The 26,258-nt window shown below is 40.4% G+C and carries 23 protein-coding genes and 1 riboswitch; all 23 genes read left to right on the top strand.

Annotated elements, in window-relative coordinates:
• The first annotated feature begins 128 nt into the window (after window positions 1–128).
• The 23 genes from ACN6MX_RS01840 to rpoE all read left to right on the top strand — a co-directional run bounded on the left by ACN6MX_RS01840 (window position 129) and on the right by rpoE (window position 26,151).
• Window positions 129–548 (top strand): DUF1934 domain-containing protein, encoded by a 420-nt coding sequence (locus tag ACN6MX_RS01840; protein ID WP_419960985.1) that lies wholly within the window; start codon window positions 129–131, stop codon window positions 546–548.
• Window positions 549–2,216, top strand: a complete 1,668-nt coding sequence (gene argS / locus ACN6MX_RS01845) for an arginine--tRNA ligase (RefSeq protein ID WP_419960986.1) — start codon at window positions 549–551, stop codon at window positions 2,214–2,216.
• A 906-nt stretch (window positions 2,217–3,122) separates the two neighbouring features.
• A riboswitch (cobalamin riboswitch) is annotated at window positions 3,123–3,264 on the top strand.
• 121 nt (window positions 3,265–3,385) lie between these two features.
• The gene (locus ACN6MX_RS01850; RefSeq protein WP_419960987.1) at window positions 3,386–4,354 is read left to right on the top strand and encodes an ABC transporter substrate-binding protein; all 969 of its coding nucleotides are present in this window, start codon (window positions 3,386–3,388) and stop codon (window positions 4,352–4,354) included.
• Between the two features lie 4 nt (window positions 4,355–4,358).
• A complete protein-coding gene (locus ACN6MX_RS01855; protein ID WP_419962533.1) occupies window positions 4,359–5,342 on the top strand; it encodes a FecCD family ABC transporter permease in 984 nt (327 codons plus the stop codon).
• 2 nt (window positions 5,343–5,344) lie between these two features.
• Window positions 5,345–6,814: an adenosylcobinamide amidohydrolase gene (locus tag ACN6MX_RS01860; protein ID WP_419960988.1), complete on the top strand. Its 1,470-nt coding sequence runs from the start codon at window positions 5,345–5,347 to the stop codon at window positions 6,812–6,814.
• A gap of 2 nt (window positions 6,815–6,816) precedes the next feature.
• Window positions 6,817–7,776, top strand: coding sequence for an adenosylcobinamide-phosphate synthase CbiB (gene cbiB, locus ACN6MX_RS01865; protein ID WP_419960989.1), 960 nt, complete (start codon window positions 6,817–6,819; stop codon window positions 7,774–7,776).
• Complete coding sequence (locus tag ACN6MX_RS01870) at window positions 7,763–8,839, top strand: pyridoxal phosphate-dependent aminotransferase (protein ID WP_419960990.1); 1,077 nt, start codon at window positions 7,763–7,765, stop codon at window positions 8,837–8,839. The genes cbiB and ACN6MX_RS01870 overlap by 14 nt, the downstream gene beginning before the upstream one ends.
• Complete coding sequence (locus tag ACN6MX_RS01875; protein WP_419960991.1) at window positions 8,812–9,342, top strand: bifunctional adenosylcobinamide kinase/adenosylcobinamide-phosphate guanylyltransferase; 531 nt, start codon at window positions 8,812–8,814, stop codon at window positions 9,340–9,342. The genes ACN6MX_RS01870 and ACN6MX_RS01875 overlap by 28 nt, the downstream gene beginning before the upstream one ends.
• Before the next feature lie 9 nt (window positions 9,343–9,351).
• Window positions 9,352–10,182 (top strand): cobyric acid synthase, encoded by an 831-nt coding sequence (locus ACN6MX_RS01880; protein ID WP_419960992.1) that lies wholly within the window; start codon window positions 9,352–9,354, stop codon window positions 10,180–10,182.
• On the top strand, window positions 10,179–10,928 hold the full coding sequence (cobS, locus tag ACN6MX_RS01885) for an adenosylcobinamide-GDP ribazoletransferase (protein WP_419960993.1): 750 nt from the start codon (window positions 10,179–10,181) through the stop codon (window positions 10,926–10,928). The genes ACN6MX_RS01880 and cobS overlap by 4 nt, the downstream gene beginning before the upstream one ends.
• A complete protein-coding gene (locus ACN6MX_RS01890) occupies window positions 10,898–11,497 on the top strand; it encodes a histidine phosphatase family protein (RefSeq protein ID WP_419960994.1) in 600 nt (199 codons plus the stop codon). The genes cobS and ACN6MX_RS01890 overlap by 31 nt, the downstream gene beginning before the upstream one ends.
• Entirely contained in the window at window positions 11,449–11,850 is a 402-nt protein-coding gene (locus tag ACN6MX_RS01895) for a bifunctional adenosylcobinamide kinase/adenosylcobinamide-phosphate guanylyltransferase (RefSeq protein ID WP_419960995.1), read from the top strand. The genes ACN6MX_RS01890 and ACN6MX_RS01895 overlap by 49 nt, the downstream gene beginning before the upstream one ends.
• Window positions 11,834–12,424: a cob(I)yrinic acid a,c-diamide adenosyltransferase gene (locus ACN6MX_RS01900; RefSeq protein WP_419960996.1), complete on the top strand. Its 591-nt coding sequence runs from the start codon at window positions 11,834–11,836 to the stop codon at window positions 12,422–12,424. Before ACN6MX_RS01895 ends, ACN6MX_RS01900 begins: the two co-directional genes overlap by 17 nt.
• Window positions 12,425–12,430: 6 nt before the next feature.
• Window positions 12,431–12,913: an ECF transporter S component gene (locus ACN6MX_RS01905; RefSeq protein ID WP_419960997.1), complete on the top strand. Its 483-nt coding sequence runs from the start codon at window positions 12,431–12,433 to the stop codon at window positions 12,911–12,913.
• On the top strand, window positions 12,906–13,568 hold the full coding sequence (locus ACN6MX_RS01910; RefSeq protein ID WP_419960998.1) for a hypothetical protein: 663 nt from the start codon (window positions 12,906–12,908) through the stop codon (window positions 13,566–13,568). The genes ACN6MX_RS01905 and ACN6MX_RS01910 overlap by 8 nt, the downstream gene beginning before the upstream one ends.
• 575 nt (window positions 13,569–14,143) lie before the next feature.
• Entirely contained in the window at window positions 14,144–16,297 is a 2,154-nt protein-coding gene (locus tag ACN6MX_RS01915; RefSeq protein WP_419960999.1) for a (Fe-S)-binding protein, read from the top strand.
• A 219-nt stretch (window positions 16,298–16,516) separates the two neighbouring features.
• Window positions 16,517–17,725: an acetyl-CoA C-acetyltransferase gene (locus ACN6MX_RS01920; RefSeq protein ID WP_419961000.1), complete on the top strand. Its 1,209-nt coding sequence runs from the start codon at window positions 16,517–16,519 to the stop codon at window positions 17,723–17,725.
• A complete protein-coding gene (locus ACN6MX_RS01925) occupies window positions 17,722–18,573 on the top strand; it encodes a 3-hydroxybutyryl-CoA dehydrogenase (protein WP_419961001.1) in 852 nt (283 codons plus the stop codon). The genes ACN6MX_RS01920 and ACN6MX_RS01925 overlap by 4 nt, the downstream gene beginning before the upstream one ends.
• Before the next feature lie 14 nt (window positions 18,574–18,587).
• Complete coding sequence (locus ACN6MX_RS01930) at window positions 18,588–19,724, top strand: acyl-CoA dehydrogenase (protein WP_419962534.1); 1,137 nt, start codon at window positions 18,588–18,590, stop codon at window positions 19,722–19,724.
• A 484-nt stretch (window positions 19,725–20,208) separates the two neighbouring features.
• Window positions 20,209–21,348: an acyl-CoA dehydrogenase gene (locus tag ACN6MX_RS01935; protein ID WP_419961002.1), complete on the top strand. Its 1,140-nt coding sequence runs from the start codon at window positions 20,209–20,211 to the stop codon at window positions 21,346–21,348.
• A 9-nt stretch (window positions 21,349–21,357) separates the two neighbouring features.
• A complete protein-coding gene (locus ACN6MX_RS01940; protein WP_419961003.1) occupies window positions 21,358–21,975 on the top strand; it encodes a TetR/AcrR family transcriptional regulator in 618 nt (205 codons plus the stop codon).
• A 39-nt stretch (window positions 21,976–22,014) separates the two neighbouring features.
• Window positions 22,015–25,272, top strand: coding sequence for a fused isobutyryl-CoA mutase/GTPase IcmF (icmF, locus tag ACN6MX_RS01945; RefSeq protein ID WP_419961004.1), 3,258 nt, complete (start codon window positions 22,015–22,017; stop codon window positions 25,270–25,272).
• 336 nt (window positions 25,273–25,608) lie between these two features.
• Window positions 25,609–26,151, top strand: a complete 543-nt coding sequence (rpoE, locus tag ACN6MX_RS01950) for a DNA-directed RNA polymerase subunit delta (RefSeq protein ID WP_419961005.1) — start codon at window positions 25,609–25,611, stop codon at window positions 26,149–26,151.
• Window positions 26,152–26,258: the final 107 nt, after the last annotated feature.

Genomic DNA, 26,258 nt, shown 5'->3' on the forward strand with positions numbered 1-26,258 from the left:
CGTAAATTTTAAGATATAATATGAAGGTTATAGTAAAATATATGGATAGTGTGAATTGTCTTCATATCGATATTAATAATCGATTTTGAGGAATCATATAAACAAAATCTTTACAAAGGATGATAGGCATGTCTACATCATTACAAAAAATAGTAAATATACGATTACATTCCGCGATTCGTCATCCGAATGTTCAAGAAGAAACGATCGATTTAGAAACAAAAGGAACCTTAACACTAAAGGGTAGTCAGTATTATTTAGTTTACGAAGAAACACAAGATGAAAAAATCATCCGAACAACTGTGAAGCTAAGCGGAAAGAGTGCACTCGTTTTACGAAGTGGTGGAGTCAAAATGCGTCTGCCATTTGAACGTGGAGAGCTTCAAACAGGAAGCTATGACACACAATATGGCACATTAATGATTACAACAAATACGAAGCACTTACATTTTGAAGAGGGTCATTTTCAAGTAGAATATGAGTTGATCATAAATGAGGAAGTTGCTGGTACATATACATTAGAACTAATTTATACGGAGGCGGAATAAATGAACGCAGTAGAAAAGGTACAACAATCCATTAAAGACGCATTACAACAAGCAATAATGAAAGCGGAACTTGTTACAGAAGAGCAAATCCCAGCTATTCAACTTGAAGCACCAAGAGACAAAGCGAACGGTGACTACGCAACAAATATTGCCATGCAGCTAACAAAACTTGCGAAAAAGAATCCTCGTCAAGTGGCAGAAGCAATCGTAGAAAAACTTGATATGTCCAGAACTTTGATGGAGAAGATCGATATTGCAGGTCCTGGATTCATGAATATTACGATTCGTAAGGATTACTTAAAAGATGTAGTAAAGGCTGCCTTAACAGAAAAGGAAAAATATGGTCGTTCAACTTCAGGTGCAGGAGAAAAAATTCAAGTAGAATTCGTTTCTGCAAACCCAACTGGTGACTTACATTTAGGGCATGCACGTGGGGCATCTGTAGGGGATTCTTTAAGTAATGTGCTTGATTTTGCTGGATATGAGGTTGCTCGTGAATATTATATTAATGATGCCGGAAACCAAATTCATAACTTAGCTATTTCGATTGAAGCTCGTTACTTCCAAGCCTTAGGTTTAGACAAAGAAATGCCAGAGGGTGGATATCATGGGCAAGATATTATTGACATAGCAGCAGCTCTAGTTGCAGAGAATGGCGATAAATTCGTAGCAATGTCGGATGAAGAACGCTATAAAGCATTCCGTTCACATGGGCTAAAGGTAGAGCTTGCAAAACTACAAAAAGACTTAGCTGATTTCCGTGTTGGCTTTGATAACTGGTTCTCGGAAACCTCTTTATACGAGAACGGTAAAATCGAAGTTGCTTTGGATAAATTACGTGCTAATGGTCATATTTTTGAAGAAGAAGGAGCAACATGGTTCCGTTCAACTACATTTGGAGATGACAAGGACCGTGTACTTATTAAAAGTGATGGCTCATTCACGTATTTATTGCCAGACATCGCATACCATGAAGACAAACTCGTTCGTGGATTCGATCAACTGATCAATATTTGGGGAGCAGATCACCACGGTTACATCCCGCGTATGAAAGCAGCAATTGAAGCGCTTGGATATGAGCGTGAAAAACTAGAAGTATCGGTTATTCAAATGGTCCAATTATATAAAGACGGCGAAAAAATGAAAATGAGTAAACGTACTGGGAAAGCTGTTACAATGCGTGAGCTTGTAGAAGAAGTAGGACTAGATGCAGTACGCTATTTCTTCGGTATGCGTTCAGGCGACTCACATATGGACTTCGATCTGGACTTGGCAGTATCTCAATCCAATGAAAACCCAGTGTTCTATGCACAATATGCACACGCACGTATTTGTTCGATTTTACGTTCAGCAGATGAGCAAGGAATGAAGGTATCAACGGATTCACTTGAATTATTGCAAAGTGAAAAAGAAATAGATTTACTGAAAAAGATCGGTGATTTCCCACAAATAGTTGCAGACGCTGCAAAACTTCGTGCGCCTCACCGAATTGCAATCTATATCCAAGAATTAGCTACGACATTCCATAGCTTCTACAATGCAGATAAAGTATTAAACGCAGATAACCTTCCACAAACGGAAGCTCGTCTAGCGCTTGTAACAGCAGCACGCCAAACAATCGCAAATTCATTACGCCTGCTTGGTGTCTCCGCTCCAGAACAAATGTAAACTAAAACCCTCGACCTTGTTCGAGGGTTTTTCTAATTTTTCATCTTATTCGTAAAAAATCCTTGGATTTCAAAGTAGAGAACTTGGAAAATATATCCTAAAAGCAAGTAAACGCCACTCAAGAGCAAGTAACATTATTTCACCTCTTATGCGAGAGAGCCAAGCATCCGTACGAGAGAGATCTACGGCTATGCGAGAGAGAAAATGTGCTATACGAGAATGATACGGCTATGCGAGAGAGCTAAGCCTCTGTCCGAGAGAGATCCCCAGCTATACGAGAGAGAAACTGTGCTATACGAGAATGATACGGCTATACGAGAGAGCTAAGCCTCCGTCCGAGAGAGATCCCCAGCTATACGAGAGAGCAACTGTGCTATACGAGAATGATACGGGTATGCGAGAGAGCTAAGCCTCTGTCCGAGAGAGATCCCCAGCTATACGAGAGAGAAACTGTGCTATACGAGAATTATACGGGTATGCGAGAGAGCTAAGCCTCTGTCCGAGAGAGATCCCCAGCTATGCGAGAGAGAAACTGTGCTATACGAGAATTATACGGGTATGCGAGAGAGCTAAGCCTCTGTCCGAGAGAGATCCCCAGCTATACGAGAGAGAAACTGCGCTATACGAGAATGATACGGCTATACGAGAGAGCTAAGCCTCTGTATGAGAGAGATCTACAGCTATACGAGAATGATACGGCTATGCGAGAGAGCTAAGCCTCTGTCCGAGAGAGATCTCCAGCTATACGAGAGAGCAGAGCCTCTGTCCGAGAGAGATACCGCCAGATACGAGAGAGCCCATCTTACACCTACAACCAACAAATCATCTCAGAGGTCAGACAACTACTCCTTTAAAATGGAGTCGACAGTCGTAAAAAATAAGGTATAATGAAGGCAAAGCAACATGAATAATTGAATGCATAGAGGTGCTCTAGTAACGGATTACTAGAGTTAAAAGGGAAGCTGGTTAAAGTCCAGCACGGTCCCGCCACTGTAAGTGATACAACATATCACGAGTCAGAAAACCTGCCTATATGCTTTGCACCCTTTACCTACGAGGATAGGTTTGGTGTAGATCGGCTCATTGTGATTTCGTGCGGATTTATACCTATCTATCTCTCATCTAAAGGATGGGAGATTTTTTATTGCTTTAATTAGGAGGAATGTAAAATGAAGAAATTATGGCAGTTATGGATGACATCCCTAGTAGCAGTATTATTGCTAGTAGGATGTGGACAAGAAGAAGTAAAACCTGAGAATAATAACGATAGCTCGCAAACAGAAGTTGTTGTAGATGAAACAACTTTCCCAATAACGATGACGGATGCAGTTGGCGAAGAAATTACACTGGATGAAGCGCCGAAAACAATCGTTTCTATGCAACCAAGTAATACGGAAATCTTATTTGCACTTGATTTGAATGAAGAAATCGTTGGTGTTAATGATTATGATAATTATCCAGAAGAAGCGCTTGAAAAAGAAAAAATCGGTGGTATGGAATTCAATGTAGAAAAAATCGTAGCAATGAATCCGGATATCGTATTTGCCCATGAGTCTGCCCTAGGTATGGGTGAAGCTGGATTACAACAAATTCGCGATGCAGGTGTGAAAGTTTTCGTAGTGAAAAATGCAATTGACTTCAATGAAACATATACAACAATCGAGCAAATTGGTCGTGCTACAGGTAAATTTGAAGAAGCACAAAAAATTGTGGAAGATATGAAAGCAAAAGTAGAAGAAGTTAAAGAAAAAGTTGCAAAAGTTGAAACGAAGAAAACGGTATTCGTCGAAACTTCGGATGTTCCAGAAATTTATACTGCTGGTAAAGGAACGTTCATGCAAGAAATTTTTGATATGGTGAACGCTGAAAATATTGCTGCGGATCAAGAAGGCTGGTTTAAAATGGAGCCAGAAGAAATTGTGAACCGTAACCCGGATGTAATTATAGTGATGTATAGCTATGTGGATGGAATTGTAGATAGCGTGAAAGCTCGTGATGGTTTCGATTCTATTACGGCTGTGAAAAACGATGAAGTTGTACAAGTAGATGAAAACCTTACTAGTCGTACTGGTCCACGTCTTGCAGAAGGATTAGAAGAAGTTGCGAAAGCAATTTATCCAGAGGCTTTTGGTGAGTAAAGCGATGATCGGGTACATCTTGTCCATAGTTGCGCTTTTCGTTGCAATTTGGCTTGGTGTATCGGTCGGATCCGTAAAGGTACCGATCAGCACATTATGGGATACGGGAGCAGATCCAATTGCGACCAATATTGTTTGGAAAATTCGCATGCCACGTGTGGTGCTTGCTGGGCTAGTTGGTGCATCACTAGCCATTGCAGGTGCTGCATTTCAAGGATTATTAAAAAATCCGCTTGCCGATCCTTATACGTTAGGAGTGTCGTCCGGTGCCTCAGTAGGTGCCGTGGCTACGCTCTTTTTCGGTATTTCGGTGCCGTTTTTAGGAATTTACACATTACCAGTTTTCAGTATGATTGGTGCTCTAGTTACAATGCTGCTCGTTATTACTTTTGCAAAGCTAGTCGACAGAGCGATGAAAATGGAGACAATTATTTTAACAGGTATTATTTTTAGTTCTTTTTTAGGTTCTGTAATTTCGTTAATGATAGCACTGACGGGAGAAGAATTGAGACAAATTATTGGCTGGCTTCTTGGAAGTGTATCGATGCGGGGTTGGAGCTTCGTGCAAATGGCGTTGCCGTTTGTTGTTATTGGTACGTTTTTATTATGGTTAAATAGAAGAGAGTTAAATGCAATGCTATTTGGAGAAGAGCGAGCAAAGCATTTAGGAGTCAATGTGAAACAACGAAAAATGATGATTTTAATTGGCGGATCCATGCTGACTGGAACGGCGGTAGCTGTCTCTGGAACGATTGGATTTGTAGGACTTGTCGTTCCGCATATGACGAGACTGTTATTTGGTTCAGATAACCGACATGTGTTGCCGCTTAGTTTTATAAATGGAGCAGCTTTATTAATCATTTGTGATTTAGTATCTCGAACGATTATTTCACCAACGGAGCTACCGATTGGTGTTATTACGGCATTTATCGGAGCACCTGTCTTTGCATTTATCTTCTTTAGACAACGAAAAAAAGGAGGCATTTAACTATGTTAAAAGTGGAAAACGTATCAGGCGGGTATGATCGCAAAATAATCGTTAAAAACGTCTCCTTTGAAGTTGGAAAAGGGGAAATGTTAGGAATTCTGGGTCCAAACGGCAGTGGAAAATCCACCTTGCTAAAAGTAATAAGCGGAATACTAAATATGGAGTCTGGGGATGTCCTTATTGACGGAAAATCGTTAAAATCATATGCCTCCAAAGAACTTGCAAAAAAAATGGCAGTTTTACCGCAATTACATAGCCATGCATTTTCACATACAGTGAGAGATACAATTGCACTTGGTCGCTATCCCCATCAAAGCGGATTGTTTTCTTCTTGGTCAGATGAAGATGAAAAGGCGGTTATCGAAGCGATGAGACTGACGGCAATGGAAAGATATGAGCATCAAATGCTAGACCTATTGTCCGGTGGGGAACAGCAACGCGTATTTGTTGCCCAAGCACTGGCACAACAAGCGCCTATACTACTGCTAGATGAACCAACTAATCATCTAGATATTGCCCACCAAAAACAATTGCTCGATACGATTAAAACGCAGGCAATTGAAAAAGGAATCACGATTATTAGTATATTTCATGATATCAATCTTGCATCTCTATACTGTGATCGTCTGCTATTAATGGATCGAGGAGAGGTACAAGTAATAGGTGCACCGCATGAAGTAGTGAAGAAAGATCAAATTGAAGCGGTGTACAAAGCTCGTATTAGCACAAATCCACACCCGGAACGTCCAAAGCCTCAAATTACTATTCTTCCAGATGTAAATGAAAAACGGAATGAAGAACGAGTCACAACAGAGAATTTCCAAGTTACCGGTGATTTAGTTATTTTTCAAGCCCATGTACAACTCAAAACTTGGTCATCCGCAGTGATTAATGCGGGAAGCGGATGGTATAAAAACTTCGTCAATAGAAGAGTGGATGCCAACTACGCTTGTGATAATGTCCAGAAAGAAATGCTTGAATACTTGGCGAATCAAGGATTTTCCGAAGCAGATACAGTAGGGATGATGACTGCTGTCAATACAACGGATGCTGTTATTAAAGAATATGACACACCCTTTGGAAGCATCGTTATTATGGTTACCGCAGGTGTAGGGAACGCAGTGGACGTAACCAGAGCGCATGAAGTAGAAATGTTTCCTGCAATTGGGACTATTAATACATGGATAATTGTGAACGGAGAACTTTCCGATGAAGCTTTTATTCAATCGGTCATTACAGCAACTGAAGCAAAAACGAAAGCACTCGCATTTGAGCAAGTGAAGGACTCTCGTACGGGAACGATTGCTACAGGAACTTCAACCGATAGCGTACTAGTAGCAGCGACACAAAAAGGTACACATATTCCGTATGCAGGTCCAATTACGGAAATAGGTAAAAAAATCGGACTTGGTGTGTATGAATGTACAGTAGAAGCTATTCAGATTTACAAAAAAGCAAAAGGTTGGGAATAGGCATGGGCCCACATATAATAGCTATAGCGATCGGTTTAATACTGGACCGAATAATTGGTGATCCACCGAGCTGGCCCCATCCGGTCAAATTTATCGGGACGCTTATTTCGAAACTGACAGCTTGGTTGAATAAAGGAAAGGCACGCAAAGCGAAAGGCTTTTTACTCGTGTTTATAGTCGTCGGTATAACATTTGCCGTCACATTAGCTATTCTAATTGGAGCGTATTCCATTCATATATGGGTCGGAATTACGGTAGAAAGTATACTAATCGCATCTGGACTTGCACAGAAAAGTTTAAAAATGGCAGCAATGGATGTGTACAAACCATTAGTAGCAAAAGATCTACCAGCAGCAAGACAAAAGCTTTCCTGGATCGTCGGTCGCGATACAGACAAATTAAATGAACAAGAAATTACACGTGGCGTCGTAGAAACAGTATCTGAAAATATTAGTGATGGGATAACTGCTCCCCTTTTTTACGCTTTCGTGTTCGCTGGAGCTCCTGCACTTTGGGTATATAAAGCGATAAATACGCTCGATTCAATGGTAGGTTATAAAAATGAAAAGTACGAGGACTTCGGATTTGCAGCTGCAAAGCTAGACGACGTAGCGAACTATATACCGAGCAGATTAACAGGCTATTTAATCATGCTATGGGGCAAAAAAGAAAGTGGATTGCCATTTAGCAAACGGATGAAAGGCTGGTGGCGGGATGCGAAGAAACATCCAAGTCCAAATAGCGGCTATTTGGAAGCAGCCACTGCATATCAGCTAGGAATTCAACTTGGAGGCACCAATACATATAAAGGAATCGTTTCTAACCGTGCACTCATGGGGATTGGAGAGGTTCCATTATCGCCAAACCATATACTAAGTACCGTCTCTCATTTGAATACGGCTGTAGTTCTTTTTTTGCTGTGGATGATGGTCATTGGAGGGATTTTATTTGGAATTACCTAATCACGGAGCAAATGCTCATCACGTATATGAACGACTTGGAGTCGAAATGCCTAAAACAGTTATTGACTTTAGTGAAAATGTGAACCCGTTAGGACCACCAGCATTTGTGTATGAAAGATGGTCCGAATATGCACAGTTAATCACAAAATATCCGGATCCACTCGGAGAACCGTTTTTATCTGCGGCTGCAAAATATCATGATGTAGCAGCTAGAAATGTGATTGTTGGAAATGGGGCGGCGGAAATATTCGCAAGCATTGCAAAACGTTATGAAAATAAACGTGCGGTATTAATTCATCCAACTTTTTCCGAATATGAAGCAACACTGGCTCCTTACAATGTGTATATCAAAGAAATAATCGCAACTGGGAAAGTCCCTTTGGACGAAGTGCTCGATGAAGTAGAGTTTGCGGAAGTGATTTATATTTGTAGACCTAATAATCCGACCGGGTATTTCATCCCGTTAGAAGAAATTATTCAAATAGCAAAATATGCGAATCGTTATAAATGTGAAGTCATTTTAGACGAAGCATTTCTCGATTTTATAGATGAAAAAGAATCATTCATTCCATATTTGAAGGATTTTCCAAACGTTATTGTCGTACGATCGATGACGAAAATGTATGCGATCCCTGGTATTCGACTTGGGTATGCGCTAGCTAGTGAACCAATCATTAACGATATACGTTCGAGATTGCCACATTGGAATAGCAATGCGATTGCTACGACAATTGGAGCAGAGTGTTTGTTAGAGGAAGATTATCGAATGCAAGCAAAAGTTTTTGCAAAAGAAATGCGAGAACAAATGACGGTGTTTCTAAAAACATGGAACTGCATTGTATTACCATCTGTAACTAATTTTCTCTGTTTTCAACTGCGAGATTCCGCTCGTTCAAAGGAATTTTTCGAGTATTTATTGGTAAAAGGGTGCGTACTTAGACACACTGAAAACTTCAAAGGACTAGACGGAAAGTGGTTTCGAGTAGGAATGAAAGAAAGTTCTCAAATGGAGCTTTTGCAAAAGGAGATGACCGCATGGTTCGAGGAAAACTTATCTTCATAACTGGCGGTGTGCGCAGCGGAAAAAGTAGTTTTGCTGAACATTACTTAATGGATGAACAGGCAAAAAGAAATGTGTATATCGCTTCTGGCGTTGCAGTAGATGGTGAAATGAAAGAGCGCATACAAAGGCATCAAGATGACCGTGAAAACTATCCAGTTGAATGGGTGACAATCGAGCAGCCGCGCCATTTTGAACAAATTGTTCCGGGGATCCAACAAGATGATGGCATCCTGTGGGATTGTGTCACTACGTGGCTAGCTAACGAGCTATACGAAGGTCAAATGGAGAAAGTAGAAAAGCAGCTATACGAGACAATTGACCGGTTACTAGAAAGAGCTAAAGTAGTCGTCATTGTTTCAAATGAAGTGCTCGATGAAAGTTTGTCCAAACATGAGTCAGTAAAGCTGTATCAAAAATGGATTGGGACTATCCATCAAAAACTTGTTGCTAAGGCAGATCATGCCTTCGAAATGGAATATGGCTTAAGTCATCAGTGGAAGTGAGGAGTGCAGATGAAAGGATTAATGGTGCAAGGAACCGCTTCAAGTGTAGGGAAAAGTTTGGTCTGTACAGCTATTTGTCGACTCCTTGTAAATGAAGGGAAGCAAGTGGCCCCTTTTAAATCGCAAAACATGTCGGGCTTAAGCATTCATACAAAGGATGGATTAGAAATAAGTGTTTCACAATCTTTGCAAGCAAGAGCAGCAAAGATCCCTTATTTAGCCGAAATGAATCCTATATTATTGAAACCAACAGGGAATATGGAATCCGACATCATTATTCTAGGAAAAAAACTGAATTCAATGAGCGGAATGCACTACCGGGAGCAATTTTTTGAAGAAGGTCAAAAACTCATAAAAAATAGTTTAAGCATGCTGTCTGCTTCGTATGAGTATTTGGTATTAGAGGGTGCGGGCAGCCCTGTTGAAGTAAATTTACGTGACCGTGAGTTAGTAAATATGCGAGTTGCGGATATAGCGGATGTTCCAGTAATATTAGTTGCTAATATTGAGTATGGCGGCGTATTTGCATCGATTGTCGGCACGCTTGCACTACTGCCAGAAGAACAAAGAGCACGAGTAAAAGGAATTATTATAAATAAGTTTCAGGGAGACATTTCTTTATTTCAGGACGGGATCGATTTTATCGAAACATATACTGAAATAGATGTTTTAGGGATCATCCCTTATTTTTCAAATGAATTCGAGGAAGAAGACGGCGAATCAAAAAGTGAGAAAATAGCATCAGATGAACAAATTGAAGAATGGGCGAGCCATTTTAAACAGCATGTGAATTGGGGAAAAATCTTAACTATTTTATCTGATAATGCGGTGGAAAAATGAGTAGCATTTTGTTAGCACTTCAATTTTTTACAGTCATTCCAGTAAATAAAAACTTGCCAATGGAAAAACGATCGATCACAGGGATGTATAGTATTTTCCCTTGGATAGGGGCTGGTATCGGAGTAATTACTTGTTTAATGTTCTACTTCGAATGGAGTTCACTGATGACGGGATTTAGTATTGTACTTCTCAGTGTTGTATTTTCTGGAGGACTACATATGGATGGATTTATCGATACATCGGATGCATTTTTTTCCTATAAAGATCGTTTGAAGAGATTCGAAATACTGGAAGATCCGCGAGTCGGTGCTTTTGGTGTAATGGCGGTTGTGTTTTTAGTTATTGGTAAAGTAATTGTTATTTCCGAGGTACTTTCAACAGAATCGTTTCATTGGATTTTTGTATTGCTTATTCCTTTTTTCTCAAGAGCGACACTAGGTTTGTTATTTTCTCTAACGAATACTGCCAAGACGAGTGGGCTTGCTTATTATTTTAAACAAAAAATGAATGCGAATGTCGTTATAATTGCTACTGCATGTCACTTTTTTATCGGCCTAAGTATTTTAGGGTGGATGACAAATTGGATGGTTGCCATCACTTTTGCGATTGTGTTATTTACTTTTATTTGTCTATTCCGCGGTTGGGTATTGAAAAACTTCGGTGGAGTGACAGGAGATCTGCTTGGTGCAAGTGTGGAAACTTCGGAGGTGGTGCTATGGCTAACCCTTTTACTGTTATCCTCGTAAGGCATTTACCGACGCAAGGAAATCGAGACAAAAAGTATATCGGTTGGACCGATGAACCAATCATAACTGGAATGAAAACGAAAAAAATTACTTATGATGCCAAACAAATAATCGGCAGCGACTTGATGCGCTGCAAGCAAACAGCGGACCAGCTATTTAGTGGAGTTCCTTATACAGAGAATGCAAATTTTCGAGAATGCTCCTTTGGTGAATGGGAACAAAAAACATATAATGTATTAAAAGAAGAACCTCAATACAGAAATTGGCTGGATGATCCACGGCAAATGGCCCCTCCAAATGGAGAGTCAATGGAAGCAATGGAAAGCAGAGTGTTACTAGCTTTCTTGAAAATAGTGGAACAGGTAGAGCATCCGATAATCGTTACGCATGGAGGCCCTATTCGGTTCTTATTGACCAAGTTTGCAAATATAGATAAAAGTTTTTGGGAGTGGGAAGTACCTCATGGCACCGTGAATACTTTGCATTGGGACAGTAAAGAAGCTGTATTGGAGGGGAAACGATGCATGTCATTTTCGGTGGAGCATTTAATGGAAAACGAGCGTATGTAGAGCAGAGAATTCAAGGACGTAATGTCCAGTGGTTAGATGTAGAAGCGGATGCACATGTTTTATTGCCTAATATAGAAGTGATTATTGTTTTTGGGATTGAAAATTTGCTTGAATCCAAAAGCAAAGAGCTACTCGAAAAGATGGAAAAGTGGGATGAACAAGCTGAAGTATTAGTTATCGCGACAGAAATTGGTCGTGGAATTGTACCGATGGATGCAAGTATGCGCAAGCTTCGAGATGATGTAGGGCGATTTTATCAACAGCTTTTTACAAAGGCGGACAGTGTAACACGAATTTGGTATGGTATTTCACAAACTATAAAGGGAGTTGGGCAAATTGAAAATTTACACTAAAACGGGTGACAAAGGTCAAACAGGTTTAATCGGGGGAAGAACGGATAAAGACGATATTCGAGTGGAAGCTTACGGAACAATTGATGAAGCGAATTCCTTTATCGGAAAAGCAGTAACAGAGCTAGATTCAGCAAAGTTTAAAGATATTTTAGAGGATTTAGAAACGATTCAGCATGAGCTATTTGACTGTGGTGGAGATTTAGCAAATGTTTCAAATCGTCGTGTATATAAAATGACGGATGAAGCGATTGAAGCAATGGAAAAACGAATCGATGTGCTAGTAGAAGAAGGACCAGTTTTGGAACGATTCATCCTACCAGGTGGGACTCCCGCCGCGGCAACACTTCATATTGCGCGAACAGTGACTAGACGTGCAGAGCGTTTGACTGTGACTTTATCGAAAACACAGGAGGATGTGCCAACAGTAGTACAACGCTATTTAAACCGCTTATCAGATTATTTATTTGCAGCGGCTCGCGTAGCAAATGTGAGAGAAAACGTATCAGACGTCGAATACGTACGCAGTGCAAAAGTATTTAAAAACGTAGGAAGCGAGAAGAATGAAGGGAAGTAACGATACATGAAACTTCGATTATTAACACTTGCAGCAATGTTTGCAGCGCTATGTGCAATCGGTGCATTTATTAAAATTCCAGTCGGGATAGGAAGTGCCGCGTTAGATACGGTACCTGCACTGGTTTCAGCGACCTTTCTACCTCCAGTTTTTGCAGGAGCAGCATCGTTATTGGGTCATTTATCATCCTCTTTATATGCAGGATTTCCGTTAGGACCGCTGCATATAATTATAGCTACTGAAATGTTTGTCATTTTATTCATATACACAAAGCTACATCAAGCAGGGCATCACGTTTGGAAATGGATTTTCTTTATCTTTGCAAATAGTGTGCTAGCAACGCTTCCGTTTTACTGGATTATTTCACCGGCATTCTTTGCTGCGGCACTTCCCGGCATCACACTTGCAACTATTTTGAACGCGGTGATCGCTATGATTGTCTCCCCAGTAATGGAGCGAGTAATGGAACGTGTGAAAACTCATGCGTAATGCTATTTCATTGCCAAATGGTTTCGTTTTGACGACCGATAACTCCGCAGGCATCGGTGAAAAAATGGAAGACGTTGTTTCAACTCCGGATGAAATAGTTTCTTATTTTGCAGCAAGAGTTGCCTTACTTGAACAATGGGCAGCTAGTTCAACTCCACTGTCTATTGTCGTTCATAACTTTTCGGGCGATCAAAGCTGGGCTAAATATGTTGCTGGAATAAAAAAGCTATTTAACGAAATCGGTATAGAATGTCCGGAGATCACCGGCAGCAGTGAGACAAATATGGAAACACTGCAATCGGCAATCGCTGTGACAATGCTAGGTGAGAGAGTTGAAGAAAATAATAAAGAAGTTCGTTGGTATGTATATGGCAAGCCAAGTGTCGGTGAAGAAGTCATCAGGGATAGTGATAAAATCGCTAACTTGAAAAAAATTAGAGAAGCCTTAAATAGGGGACTAGTGCATCAGGTTTGGCCGGTTGGATCAACCGGTATTAAAGGCGAGTGTGAACGACTAGGGCTAGATGGCAATTTAGTTGATTGGGATATAGAGAAATCAGCAGGTCCAGCTACCACTGTTTTACTTGGCATTGATATTTTAAAAGAAAAAGAAGCAAAACTTCATTTTGGTAATTATTTTGAGGCTATCTCTTGACGGGATGGTCTTTTGTTTTAGTGAAATATGTTCGCTCTCTCATATAGAGTATAATCCCTCTCGTATAACCCAGCAGCTCTCTCGCATGGATTGCAATCTCTCTCATATAGAGCGCAACCCCTCTCGGATAAGACAGATTCTCTCTCATATAGAGCAATCATTCTCGTATAGCACAGTTTCTCTCTCGTACGGATGCTTGGCTCTCTCGTATAAGAGGTGAAATAACGTTACTTGCTTTCGATTGTTGTTTACTTGCGTTCGCAGTACCTTTACTAGCTTTCGAGTAGAAATACTGGCGGATGGGCTGACGTTACTTGCGCACGTAACCAATTTACTCGCGTTAAGGATAATTATTCCACATCATAAATCCCGATATGTGGAAACTTTTTCTATAATAAAGATTCTCTCGCTCATTTACCTCAGAAAAGTTACAAAATTCACATCTATTCGAATAAATAACTATTGACTGAATGCTCATTCAGTTTTAGTATATAATTACTTATATATTTGTTTAAGAATCTATTGTATTATTCTATTCATAATGTCATTTTACAACTCAGAGGGGGAGAAATAAGATGAATCCATTGTTAATCGCAAACTGGGTACTGTTTATCGCAGTAGTTCTGTATGCTTTAGGATTGTTCGCATATTTGTTGAAAACTAGATATACGTACATCAAACTAGGGAAGAAAGTCGAATTTGAAGATAATGTGAAGGAAAGGCTTCGCAAAATTTGGCTGTATGTTTTTGGTCAAAAGAAACTATTAAAAGATAAGAAGAGTGGAGCAATACACGTTATGTTCTTCTATGGTTTCTTACTCGTCCAGTTGAGTGCGATTGATTTTATATGGAAAGGCTTAGCGCCTGGCTCGCATTTACCACTGGGACCTTTGTATCCAGCGTTCACGTTTTTTGAAGAAATTGTTACATTAGTTATATTGGTAGCTGTTGTTTGGGCATTCTATCGTCGTTATATTGAAAAGCTTGTACGCTTAAAGCGCGGATGGAAAAGCGGTTTAGTATTAATTTTCATCGGTGGGTTGATGGTTTCTGTTCTAGTCGGTAACGGTATGGCAATGATTTGGCATGGTCATGATGCTACTTGGTCTGAACCAGTCGCATCTACTATTGCCGCTATTTTCCAGTGGGTACCAGAGGTTGTTGCAGTAACGGTATTTTATATCATGTGGTGGGCACATTTGTTATTCCTACTGTCATTCTTGGTATATGTTCCACAATCCAAGCATTTCCACTTAATCACTGGGCCGGCAAACGTATACTTCCACCGCTTAGACAAAGTTGGTAGATTACGTCCGATCAATTTTGAAGAAGAGGAAAATGAAGACCCAGAAGCTGAAGAAGAAATGCCTTCGTTCGGTGTGGGACGTATTCAAGACTTTACTCAGGCACAAATGATCGACTTCTACGCATGTGTAGAATGCGGTCGCTGTACAAATATGTGTCCCGCAACTGGGACAGGGAAAATGCTATCTCCAATGGACTTGATCGTGAAGCTTCGTGATCATTTAACGTTCACTGGAGCAGTTGAAACGAAGAAAAAGCCTTGGGTACCAGCACTAGCTTTCCGAGGAACAAAAGGAAACCAGCTTGCGATGGCTGCTGGAGCAGAAGGCGCAATAATTGAAGATATTTATAGCCCATCTCTAATTGGAGATGTAATTACAGAAGAAGAGATTTGGGCTTGTACAACTTGTCGTAACTGTGAAGATCAATGCCCAGTTATGAACGAGCATGTAGATAAAATTATCGACCTTCGCCGTTACCTAGTAATGACAGAAGGGAAAGTGAACCCAGATGCACAGCGCGCAATGACGAATATCGAGCGTCAAGGAAATCCGTGGGGACTTAATCGTAAAGAGAAAGAAAACTGGAGAGATGCACGTCCAGATATTCATATTCCAACAGTGAAAGAAGTTTCAAAAGCGGGAGAAGAATTTGAATATCTATTCTGGGTTGGATCGATGGGATCATTCGACAACCGTTCGCAAAAAATTGCTCTATCATTTGCACATTTGATGAACGAAGCAGGAGTGAAATTCGCAATTCTTGGCAATAAAGAAAAGAACTCTGGGGACACACCACGTCGCTTGGGAAATGAGTTTTTATTCCAAGAGCTAGCTGGGTCAAATATCTCAGAATTTGAAAAAGCGGGTGTCACAAAAATCGTAACAATCGACCCGCATGCATATAATATCTTTAAAAATGAATATGGTGATTTTGGATGGAACGGAGAAGTACTCCACCATACTGAAATGCTTTATGACTTAGTTCAGGAAGGTCGCTTGAAACCGCAATACGCAGTCGAAGAAACGATTACATTCCATGATTCATGCTACTTAGGACGCTATAATGATGTATACGACGCACCGCGTGAAGTTTTAAAAGCAATTCCAGGCGTGAAGCTAGTAGAAATGGATCGCAATCGTGAAACGGGTATGTGCTGTGGAGCAGGTGGCGGACTGATGTGGATGGAAGAGCATGTTGGAAACCGTGTGAACGTAGCTCGTACAGAACAAGCATTAGAAGTAAATCCGACCATTATATCTTCTGGATGTCCATACTGCTTAACAATGTTATCGGATGGAACAAAAGCGAAGGAAGTAGAAGAAACAGTTGGCACATACGACATTGCGGAGCTTTTAGAGAAATCGGTATTCGGAGAATTTATTCCAGCAATGAAAGAAGAAGTAGAATCAACAGTATCATAAATATATTGCAAATAGTCTTATAGTTTCGTAAACTAGAGTTAATAGTAGGGAGTAAATTTTACTCCCTTTTTTCTTACTAATGAAATCGAGCGAGCGTTCAGTCGTTTTTATTTTTATAGGAATTGAAAGCGCATACAACACAAAGTAAAACATAGCTTGGACAAAAAAACGCTGTGTCGAGCTGCAATTTTGTTAAACAGGGATAAAGGGGTGTTTACATTGACGAAAACAGTTATTTTGGATGGAGCACGTACAGCATTTGGGAAATTTGGAGGGGCATTAAGTTCTTTAACGGCATCAGACCTTGGCGGAGTGGCTATCAAAGAAGCACTAGATCGCACAGGGATTAATCCAGAGCAAGTAGACGAAGTAATTATGGGGACTGTTCTACAAGCAGGCCAAGGTCAAATTCCTTCTCGACAAGCAGCAACAAAAGCAGGAATTCCCTGGTCAGTAAAAACAGAAACTATCAATAAAGTTTGTGCTTCTGGAATGCGAAGTGTCACACTTGCTGATCAATTGATCCGACTAGGTGATGAGGAAATTATTGTTGCAGGAGGCATGGAATCGATGTCCAATGCACCTTACTATTTACCAAAAGGTAGATTCGGCTTGCGCATGGGGGATGCGACTTTGGTCGACGGTATGGTTTATGACGGGCTATCTTGTTCATTCCATCCAAAAAATGTTCATATGGGGACATATGGTAACTCAACAGCGGAAGCGTTTGAGTTATCTCGCGAAAAACAAGATGCCTGGTCGTTTAGAAGTCATGATCTTGCACTGAAGGCAATAGATAATGGGATTCTAGCAGAAGAAATTGTTTCGGTTGAGATTCCACAGCGAAAAGGTCAACCAATCGTCGTAAATGAAGATGAATCACCTCGTCGCAATACATCATTAGAGTCACTCGCTACGCTAAAGCCAGCATTTGGAAAAGAAGGAACCATCACAGCAGGTAACGCACCCGGTATTAACGATGGGGCTTGTGCAATCATCTTAACAAGCGAAGAAAAAGCAAAGTCACTTGGAAAAGAAGCCTTGGCATATGTTATCGGACACGCAGAAGTAGCGATCGAACCTGAAAAGTTCCCACAAACGCCTGGATTAGTCATCAACAAAATCCTACAGAAAACGGGTAAAACATTAGCAGAAATAGATTTATTTGAAATAAATGAAGCTTTTGCAGCTGTTGCATTAGTAAGCAGTCAGTTAGCAGGTTTAGACGAAGATAAAGTAAATGTAAATGGTGGAGCAGTTGCACTTGGTCATCCAATCGGGGCATCTGGTGCACGTATCATTCTAACGCTTGCTTATGAATTGAAACGCCGTGGTGGCGGTATTGGTATAGCAGCAATCTGTTCCGGTGGCGGTCAAGGAGATGCCATCATGATCGAGGTTCCAAAAACAGGAGGCAGTATAGCATGAACATCCAAAAAGTATTAGTAATCGGAGCAGGTCAAATGGGATCTGGAATTGCTCAAGTATGTGCTCAAGCAGGATTTGAAGTAAAACTAAATGATCGTGAACAACAATTTTACGATCGTGGCATCCAAACAATTACTAAAAACCTTTCTCGCAATGTTGAAAAAGGTCGAATGACGGAAGATGAAAAACAATCAGTTCTAAATAAAATTACAATGTCCCTATCTATTGAAGATGCTAGTGATGTAGACCTAGTGATCGAAGCTGCGGTCGAAAATATGGAGATCAAGCAGTCTATTTTCAAACAACTAGACGAAATTACACCAACTCATACGATACTGGCAACAAATACTTCTTCGCTACCAATTACAGAAATTGCAGCTGCTACGAACCGTCCGGAGCAGGTAATCGGAATGCATTTCATGAATCCCGTTCCAGTAATGAAGTTAGTGGAAATTATTCGTGGACTCGCTACATCCGATGAGGTATACACAGCAGTTGAAGAAATGACGACGAAACTAAGCAAAGTACCAGTAGAAGTAAATGATTTTCCAGGATTCGTGTCTAACCGCATTTTAATGCCAATGATTAACGAAGCGATCTATACGCTATATGAGGGTGTTGCAACTAAAGAAGCTATTGATGATGTGATGAAAATGGGAATGAATCACCCAATGGGACCCCTTCAACTGGCAGACTTTATCGGTTTAGACACTTGTCTCTATATTATGGAAATCTTACATGAAGGATTTGGCGACAGTAAATATCGTCCATGTCCACTTCTTAGAAAATACGTAAAAGCTGGCTGGTTAGGGAAGAAATCTGGTAGAGGTTTCTACACTTACGATTAAAAGGGGCATATATGATGGAGCTAAAGTTTACTGAAGAACAACTAATGATGCGCAACATGGTCAGGGATTTTGCTAAAGCAGAAATAGAACCTTTTATTGAACGAATGGAGCAGGGAGAGTTTCCTCGAGAAATCATTCGAAAAATGGGTGAACTTGGATTAATGGGAATTACGGTACCTGAACAGTACGGTGGCTCAGCAATGGATTTTACAAGTTACGTAATTGCCATTAACGAATTATCCAAAGTGAGTGCGGTAGTAGGGGTAATACTTTCTGTTCATACTTCCGTTGGGACTAATCCAATACTATATTTCGGAACAGAGCAACAAAAAGAGAAATACATTACAAAGCTTGCAACTGGTGAATATTTAGGAGCCTTTTGCCTAACAGAAGCCTCAGCTGGATCCGACGCGGGTGCACTGAAAACAAAAGCTATCAAAAAAGACGATCACTATGTATTAAACGGTTCAAAGGTATTTATTACAAATGGTGGAGAAGCAGATGTGAATATTGTTTTTGCATCGACTGACCCCTCTCTTGGTTCAAGAGGTATCACTGCCTTTATCGTCGAGAAGGACACACCAGGTTTTATCGTCGGGAAAGATGAACAAAAAATGGGTCTCCACGGATCTAGAACCGTAGAACTTACATTTGAAGATATGAAAATACCTATGGAAAACAGACTTGGTGAAGAAGGAGAAGGCTTTAAAATTGCAATGGCCAACCTTAACACCGGGCGTATCGGTATTGCAACACAAGCACTTGGTATTGCAGAGGCCGCTTTTGAAGCCGCTGTTGGATACGCAAAAGAGCGTGTACAATTTGGTAAACCAATTGCAGCAAACCAAGGTGTTGGATTCAAATTAGCTGACATGGGTACAGCAGTCGAAGCTGCTAGATTACTAGTTTACCGTGCTGCTAGCCTTCGGGAACAAGGACTTCCTTGTGGCAAAGAGGCATCGATGGCCAAACTATTCGCCTCGAAAACGGCAGTAGATGTTGCAATCGAAGCTGTTCAAGTATTCGGTGGCTATGGCTATACAGAGGATTACCCAGTAGAACGTTATTTCCGTGACGCAAAAATCACCGAAATTTATGAAGGCACAAGTGAAATTCAGCGCATCGTAATCGCGAAGCATCTAACAAATTAAAATCGGAAATTGATTGCAATTACGTTCTATACGAGAGAGATTACTGGTTATACGAGAGACCGCAAGCTGAACGAGAGCAATTCGGTTCTATGCGAGAGAGATTACTGGTTATCCGAGAGAGACCCCAAGCTATAAGAGAGACCGCAAGCTGAACGAGAGCAATTCGGTTCTATGCGAGAGAGATTACTGGTTATCCGAGAGAGACCCCAAGCTATAAGAGAGACCGCAAGCTGAACGAGAGCAATTCGGTTCTAAGCGAGAGAGATTACCAGTTATCCGAGAGAGACCGCAAGCTATACGAGAGACAACAAGCTGAACGAGAGCAATTCGGTTCTATACGAGAGAGATCGTGAGCTATACGAGAGACCGCAAGCGGAACGAGAGCAATTCGGTTCTAAGCGAGAGAGATTACGAGCTATACGAGAGACCCCTCTCGCAGTTACAACAAACATCCACACCACAAACAAAAAAGGCGGGATTTACAATGAATTTTCAACTATCAGAAGAACATGAAATGATTCGTAAAATGGTAAGAGACTTTGCAGAAAACGAAGTAGCGCCAACAGCTGCTGAACGTGATGAGGAGGAACGCTTTGACCGTGAGATTTTCGATAAGATGGCGGAGCTTGGGTTAACAGGTATCCCATGGCCAGAAGAGTATGGTGGAATCGGTTCTGATTACTTGGCATACTGTATCGCGGTGGAGGAACTATCCCGTGTTTGTGCGTCGACAGGTGTAACTTTATCTGCCCATACATCGCTTGCGGGTTGGCCGATTTTCAAGTTTGGCAATGAAGAGCAAAAACAAAAATATCTTCGTCCCATGGCTGAAGGTACAAAAATCGGTGGTTACGGTTTAACAGAAGCCGGCTCGGGTTCGGATGCGGGTGGTATGAAAACTACCGCAAAATTAGATGGCGATCATTATGTATTAAATGGTTCTAAAATCTTTATTACAAATGGTGGAATTGCAGATATATATGTTGTCTTTGCAGTAACAGATCCTGAATCGAAACATAAAGGCACTAGTGCATTCATTGTAGAAGCAGATTTCCCGGGGTTCTCTGTTGGTAAAAAAGAGAAAAAATTAGGAATCCGCTCATCACCAACTACTGAAATTATTTTCGATAATTGCCGCATTCCAAAAGAAAATCTACTTGGGGAAGAGGGGCAAGGGTTTATTGTCGCTATGAAAACATTAGATGGCGGACGTAACGGAATTGCTGCTCAGGCTGTTGGTATTGCACAAGGTGCACTAGATGCATCGGTAACTTATGCAAAAGAACGAGTGCAATTTGGTAAGCCAATCGTTGCAAACCAAGGGGTATCCTTCAAGCTCGCAGATATGGCAACTTCCATTGAAGCTTCTCGTTTGCTTACATATCAAGCTGCTTGGTTAGAGTCAAATGGCCTTTCATACGGAAAAGAATCGGCTATGGCAAAACTGATGGCAGGTGATACTGCGATGAAGGTAACAACGGAAGCTGTTCAAGTATTTGGCGGATATGGTTATACGAAAGATTACCCAGTAGAACGTTATATGCGCGATGCAAAAATTACGCAAATTTACGAAGGTACACAAGAAATTCAACGTCTAGTTATTTCTCGTATGTTAACTAAGTAATTGATGTCTATGGATAAGAAACATGAAGTAAAGACATCGGTCAAAGATGAGAATCTTATTGAAAAAAGACGAGACCAAATGATTCGAGCAGCCGTTACTTTATTTAAAGAAAAAGGTTTTCACCGCGCTACTACAAGAGAAATAGCAAAAGAAGCAGGTTTTAGTATTGGGACTTTGTATGAATATATTCGCACAAAGGAAGATGTACTCTATTTAGTTTGTGACAGTATTTACAATGAAGTGCACAGCAGACTATCACAAATTACTTTAGTAAATGGTACTACAGAAGACTTAAAAACAGCTATTCGTCACTACTATGGTGTAATCGATGATATGTCAGATGAGTTCGTAGTTATGTATCAAGAATCGAAATCACTTCCAAAAGGTGCATTGGAATATGTATTAACGAAAGAAATGGAAATGGTCAATATCTTCAATAAAATAATTATTGGTTGTATTCAAGCAGGGGAACTTGAGTTAACGGAAGCACAGGCACATCTTTACGCACATACATTAGTCGTTCAAGGACAAATGTGGGCATTTCGCAGATGGGCACTGCGTAAAGAGTATACGATTGAACAATTTACCGAGCTACAAATCAAATTATTACTACATGGGATGAAATAACATAATCATGAACACTCACAAACAAGGGGGAATTTCAGCATGTCTACGGTAGAAGTATATCGTCCAAAAAATCATGTACGATTCGTTACGGCATCCAGTCTTTTTGATGGACATGATGCATCTATCAATATTATGCGTCGCATTTTACAGGCGAGCGGAGCAGAGGTTATCCATTTAGGACATAATCGCTCGGTAGAAGAGGTAGTAAATGCTGCAATTCAAGAGGATGTGCAAGGAATCGCCATATCTTCTTATCAAGGAGGGCATGTTGAGTATTTTAAATATATGAAAGACTTACTCGTCGAGCGTGGTGCACCACATATACGCATTTTTGGCGGAGGCGGCGGAGTAATTATTCCGAAAGAAATAAAAGAACTACAAGAGTATGGCATTTCCGGCATTTTCTCACCAGAGGATGGTCGAAAATTAGGATTACAAGGAATGATCAATCAAATCCTAATGGAATGCGATGTAGCAACAAAAGCTAGAGGTGTAAACGAAGAGATTGCAGGTGTTACGACCGAAAATCCAGAGGTACTTGCCCATTTAATCACCGTAGCAGAGGAAGCACATCAAACGCATAATGAAGAAGCGGTTGAAATGCTGAAGCAAGCAAAAAGATTATCTAAAGGTACCCCTGTACTAGGTATTACAGGTACTGGTGGAGCGGGAAAAAGTTCATTAACGGATGAATTAATTCGTCGTTTCCTACAAGAACTTCCAGATAAAAAAATTGTCGTTCTTTCTATTGATCCAACGAAACAAAAAACGGGTGGAGCACTGCTAGGTGACCGCATTCGTATGAACGCAATATTTAATAAGCGTGTATTTATGAGAAGTCTTGCTACTCGAGGGTCACGTACGGAATTATCAGGAGCACTTGCTGACGTACTAGATGTTGTAAAAGTTGCTGGATACGACATGATTATTGTAGAGACAAGTGGAATCGGACAAGGGGATGCGGAAATTACGAATGTATCGGATGTTTCGATGTACGTAATGACTAGCGAGTTCGGAGCACCCTCTCAATTAGAGAAAATCGACATGATTGATTATGCAGATTTAATCGTTATCAATAAATTTGAGCGTAAAGGCTCAGAAGACGCACTTCGCCAAGTGCAAAAGCAATATCAACGTAGCCGTGAGCTTTGGCATGATGATCTAGATACAATGCCGGTTTATGGAACCATTGCTAGTCAATTTAATGATAAAGGAACGAACTCATTATTTGCGGCACTAGTTGCTACATTAAACGAAAAGACAGGATCCACTTGGGAGACTTCCTACGATCAATTTGTGAAAACGCAAAAGCAAAACGTCATCATACCGAATGATCGCCGCTACTACTTACGTGAAATTACAGATGCAGTTCGTGGATATCATCGCAAGTCCGAAGAGCAAGTAGGCTTTGCTAGAAGACTGTTCCAGCTAGAAGGTGCTACCTTACAGGTGAAGGAAAAAGCCTCAGATGATGTACTAGTTCAATCTCTCGAATCACTTGCTACAGGTGTTCGAGACGAACTGACTACAGAATCTAAACGTATTCTTGAAAACTGGGCGGCACTAAAAGAAGCATATACTGGGGACGAATTTATCACAAAGATTCGAGATAAAGAGATTCGCACCATTCTTCGTACGGAAAGCTTGTCAGGACTTAAAATACCGAAAATAGTACTACCTAAATTCGTAGACTATGGAGAAATTTTGCGATGGGTGTATAAAGAAAATGTACCAGGATCATTCCCTTATACGGCAGGTGTTTTTCCTTTTAAACGAGAAGGAGAAGATCCTAAACGTCAATTTGCTGGAGAAGGAACACCTGAACGGACAAATCGACGCTTTCATTATTTATCGAAGGATGACGATGCGAAACGCTTATCAACTGCGTTTGACTCGGTGACGTTGTACGGAGAGGATCCAGATCATCGTCCGGATATATACGGAAAAGTTGGCGAGTCGGGTGTTAGTATTTGTACATTAGAAGATATGAAGAAGTTATATGACGGCTTTGACCTATGTGCACCTTCCACATCGGTTTCCATGACGATAAATGGTCCTGCACCGATTATTTTGGCGATGTTCATGAATACAGCAATTGATCAGCAAGTACGTCTAAAGGAAGAAGAACTGGGACGTAAGCTTACTATAGAGGAATTTACAGAAGTTAAGGTTACTACGTTACAGGTCGTTCGAGGAACAGTTCAAGCGGACATATTGAAAGAGGACCAAGGTCAAAATACATGTATCTTCTCTACGGAATTCGCACTTCGAATGATGGGAGATATTCAGCAATACTTTATCGACCAAAAGGTACGAAATTATTATTCTGTGTCTATTTCAGGGTATCATATTGCAGAAGCAGGAGCGAATCCGATTTCACAGCTAGCATTCACGCTGTCAAACGGCTTCACTTATGTGGAGTACTATTTAAGCCGCGGCATGCATATAGATGACTTTGCACCCAATTTATCGTTCTTCTTCTCGAATGGATTGGATCCAGAGTATACCGTTATTGGTCGCGTTGCTCGTCGTATTTGGGCAGTCGTTATGCGTGATAAATATGGTGCAAATGATCGCAGCCAAAAGCTAAAATACCATGTACAAACATCAGGTCGAAGCTTGCATGCTCAAGAAATTGACTTCAATGATATTCGTACAACATTACAAGCGTTGATGGCGTTACAGGATAACTGTAACTCGCTTCATACAAACGCTTATGATGAGGCAATTACAACTCCTACAGAAGAATCAGTTCGTCGTGCAATGGCGATTCAAATGATTATTACAAAGGAGCATGGACTATCGAAAAATGAAAACCCATTGCAAGGTGCATTCATCGTAGAAGAAATGACAGATCTAGTAGAAGAAGCTGTTCTATCTGAATTCGATCGTATTAACGACCGTGGTGGCGTACTTGGGGCAATGGAAACGCAATACCAACGTGGCAAAATTCAAGAAGAATCTATGCACTACGAGATGAAAAAACATACCGGTGAGCTACCTATTATCGGGGTAAATACGTATTTAAATCCAAATCCTGCTTCCGAAGAGGACATTAATAATATGGAAATTGCACGCGCAACTACAGAAGAAAAAGAAACACAAATAACCAATCTACGAAACTTCCAACGAAACAATGAAGCTGAGACAGAAGAAGCTCTTGCTTGCTTGAAGCTAGTTGCTGTTTCAGGTGGCAACATTTTTGAAGAGTTAATGACAACTGTTCAAAAAGCGAGTCTTGGTCAAATCACGCATGCTTTGTATGAAGTTGGGGGACAATATCGTCGAAATATGTAAATGATTGATCCGAGGAAAATAAATTTAGTGTTCCAATGATTATTGGAACACTTTTTTCCTATTTTTTTGTATAATATACCTAGTATGTAGTAAAGGAGAATTTGGATGAGAAAACCTATTCACATTATGGTCATAATAATTCTCTTACTACTAACTTTTTTTCTATATAACAAACAACTAGCCTCTATTCCACTACTTTTAATATCGTTTTATTTGTTTGTCATTGCAGGAAAGAAAATTTCTCTTTTCAAAAAGAATAATTGAATGTAGCATATAACATACTTGTGTGTATATAATGAAAAGTATGCAAACGAACATAGAAAGGACGTGCACGATTTGAAATTTCGTGAAATGACAACAATACAATTACAAGAAGAATCGCTAATCGATCTAGCATTTGCGATTTTAGAAGATAAAAAAAACTCATTAACTTTAAAAGATTTGTTTGATGAGATTCAACATTATAATGGGCTTACAGATGAGGAAATGGCTTCCCGTAAACCTCAATTCTATACAGATATGAATATTGACGGACGCTTTTTAGCAATTGCTGAAAACCAATGGGGTCTTAGAGAATGGTATCCAGTAGAACAAATTGAAGAAGAATCAGCTCCTACCGTTAAAGTTCGCAAAAAGAAAGATAAGGTAGTAGATGACGATTTAGAAGATTTAGATGAAGACGAAATCGTATTTGAAGAAGAATTCGATGAGTTTGCAGAAGATGATGATGAGGACGAAGATGAAGACGAAGACGAACCAGTTATTGAATTTGTCGGAGAAGAGATTGATGAAGTAATAGAAGAAGACTTAATCGATGAAGACGATGATGAATTTGAAATCGATGAGGACTTAGACGAAGAAGAAGACGAAGAAGAATAATTCTTGACTTATTTTCTTAAACGCTATAAGATTTTATTGGGCTCTTTTTGAAGAGACATTACTCATGTGCATATGCGCTCCCCTGCGAAGAAGCAGGCGGAGCGTTT

Source organism: Psychrobacillus sp. BM2, assembly GCF_048572895.1.
In the GTDB taxonomy this organism is placed as follows: domain Bacteria; phylum Bacillota; class Bacilli; order Bacillales_A; family Planococcaceae; genus Psychrobacillus.

What these genes read in the sequence shown, in the direction of transcription:
- ACN6MX_RS01840 (WP_419960985.1), top strand. Translation starts at nt 129, where the DNA reads ATGTCTACATCATTACAAAAAATAGTAAATATACGATTACATTCCGCG.
- argS (WP_419960986.1), top strand. Translation starts at nt 549, where the DNA reads ATGAACGCAGTAGAAAAGGTACAACAATCCATTAAAGACGCATTACAA.
- ACN6MX_RS01850 (WP_419960987.1), top strand. Translation starts at nt 3,386, where the DNA reads ATGAAGAAATTATGGCAGTTATGGATGACATCCCTAGTAGCAGTATTA.
- ACN6MX_RS01855 (WP_419962533.1), top strand. Translation starts at nt 4,359, where the DNA reads ATGATCGGGTACATCTTGTCCATAGTTGCGCTTTTCGTTGCAATTTGG.
- ACN6MX_RS01860 (WP_419960988.1), top strand. Translation starts at nt 5,345, where the DNA reads ATGTTAAAAGTGGAAAACGTATCAGGCGGGTATGATCGCAAAATAATC.
- cbiB (WP_419960989.1), top strand. Translation starts at nt 6,817, where the DNA reads ATGGGCCCACATATAATAGCTATAGCGATCGGTTTAATACTGGACCGA.
- ACN6MX_RS01875 (WP_419960991.1), top strand. Translation starts at nt 8,812, where the DNA reads ATGGTTCGAGGAAAACTTATCTTCATAACTGGCGGTGTGCGCAGCGGA.
- ACN6MX_RS01880 (WP_419960992.1), top strand. Translation starts at nt 9,352, where the DNA reads ATGAAAGGATTAATGGTGCAAGGAACCGCTTCAAGTGTAGGGAAAAGT.
- cobS (WP_419960993.1), top strand. Translation starts at nt 10,179, where the DNA reads ATGAGTAGCATTTTGTTAGCACTTCAATTTTTTACAGTCATTCCAGTA.
- ACN6MX_RS01890 (WP_419960994.1), top strand. Translation starts at nt 10,898, where the DNA reads ATGGCTAACCCTTTTACTGTTATCCTCGTAAGGCATTTACCGACGCAA.
- ACN6MX_RS01895 (WP_419960995.1), top strand. Translation starts at nt 11,449, where the DNA reads ATGCATGTCATTTTCGGTGGAGCATTTAATGGAAAACGAGCGTATGTA.
- ACN6MX_RS01905 (WP_419960997.1), top strand. Translation starts at nt 12,431, where the DNA reads ATGAAACTTCGATTATTAACACTTGCAGCAATGTTTGCAGCGCTATGT.
- ACN6MX_RS01910 (WP_419960998.1), top strand. Translation starts at nt 12,906, where the DNA reads ATGCGTAATGCTATTTCATTGCCAAATGGTTTCGTTTTGACGACCGAT.
- ACN6MX_RS01915 (WP_419960999.1), top strand. Translation starts at nt 14,144, where the DNA reads ATGAATCCATTGTTAATCGCAAACTGGGTACTGTTTATCGCAGTAGTT.
- ACN6MX_RS01925 (WP_419961001.1), top strand. Translation starts at nt 17,722, where the DNA reads ATGAACATCCAAAAAGTATTAGTAATCGGAGCAGGTCAAATGGGATCT.
- ACN6MX_RS01930 (WP_419962534.1), top strand. Translation starts at nt 18,588, where the DNA reads ATGGAGCTAAAGTTTACTGAAGAACAACTAATGATGCGCAACATGGTC.
- ACN6MX_RS01935 (WP_419961002.1), top strand. Translation starts at nt 20,209, where the DNA reads ATGAATTTTCAACTATCAGAAGAACATGAAATGATTCGTAAAATGGTA.
- ACN6MX_RS01940 (WP_419961003.1), top strand. Translation starts at nt 21,358, where the DNA reads ATGGATAAGAAACATGAAGTAAAGACATCGGTCAAAGATGAGAATCTT.
- icmF (WP_419961004.1), top strand. Translation starts at nt 22,015, where the DNA reads ATGTCTACGGTAGAAGTATATCGTCCAAAAAATCATGTACGATTCGTT.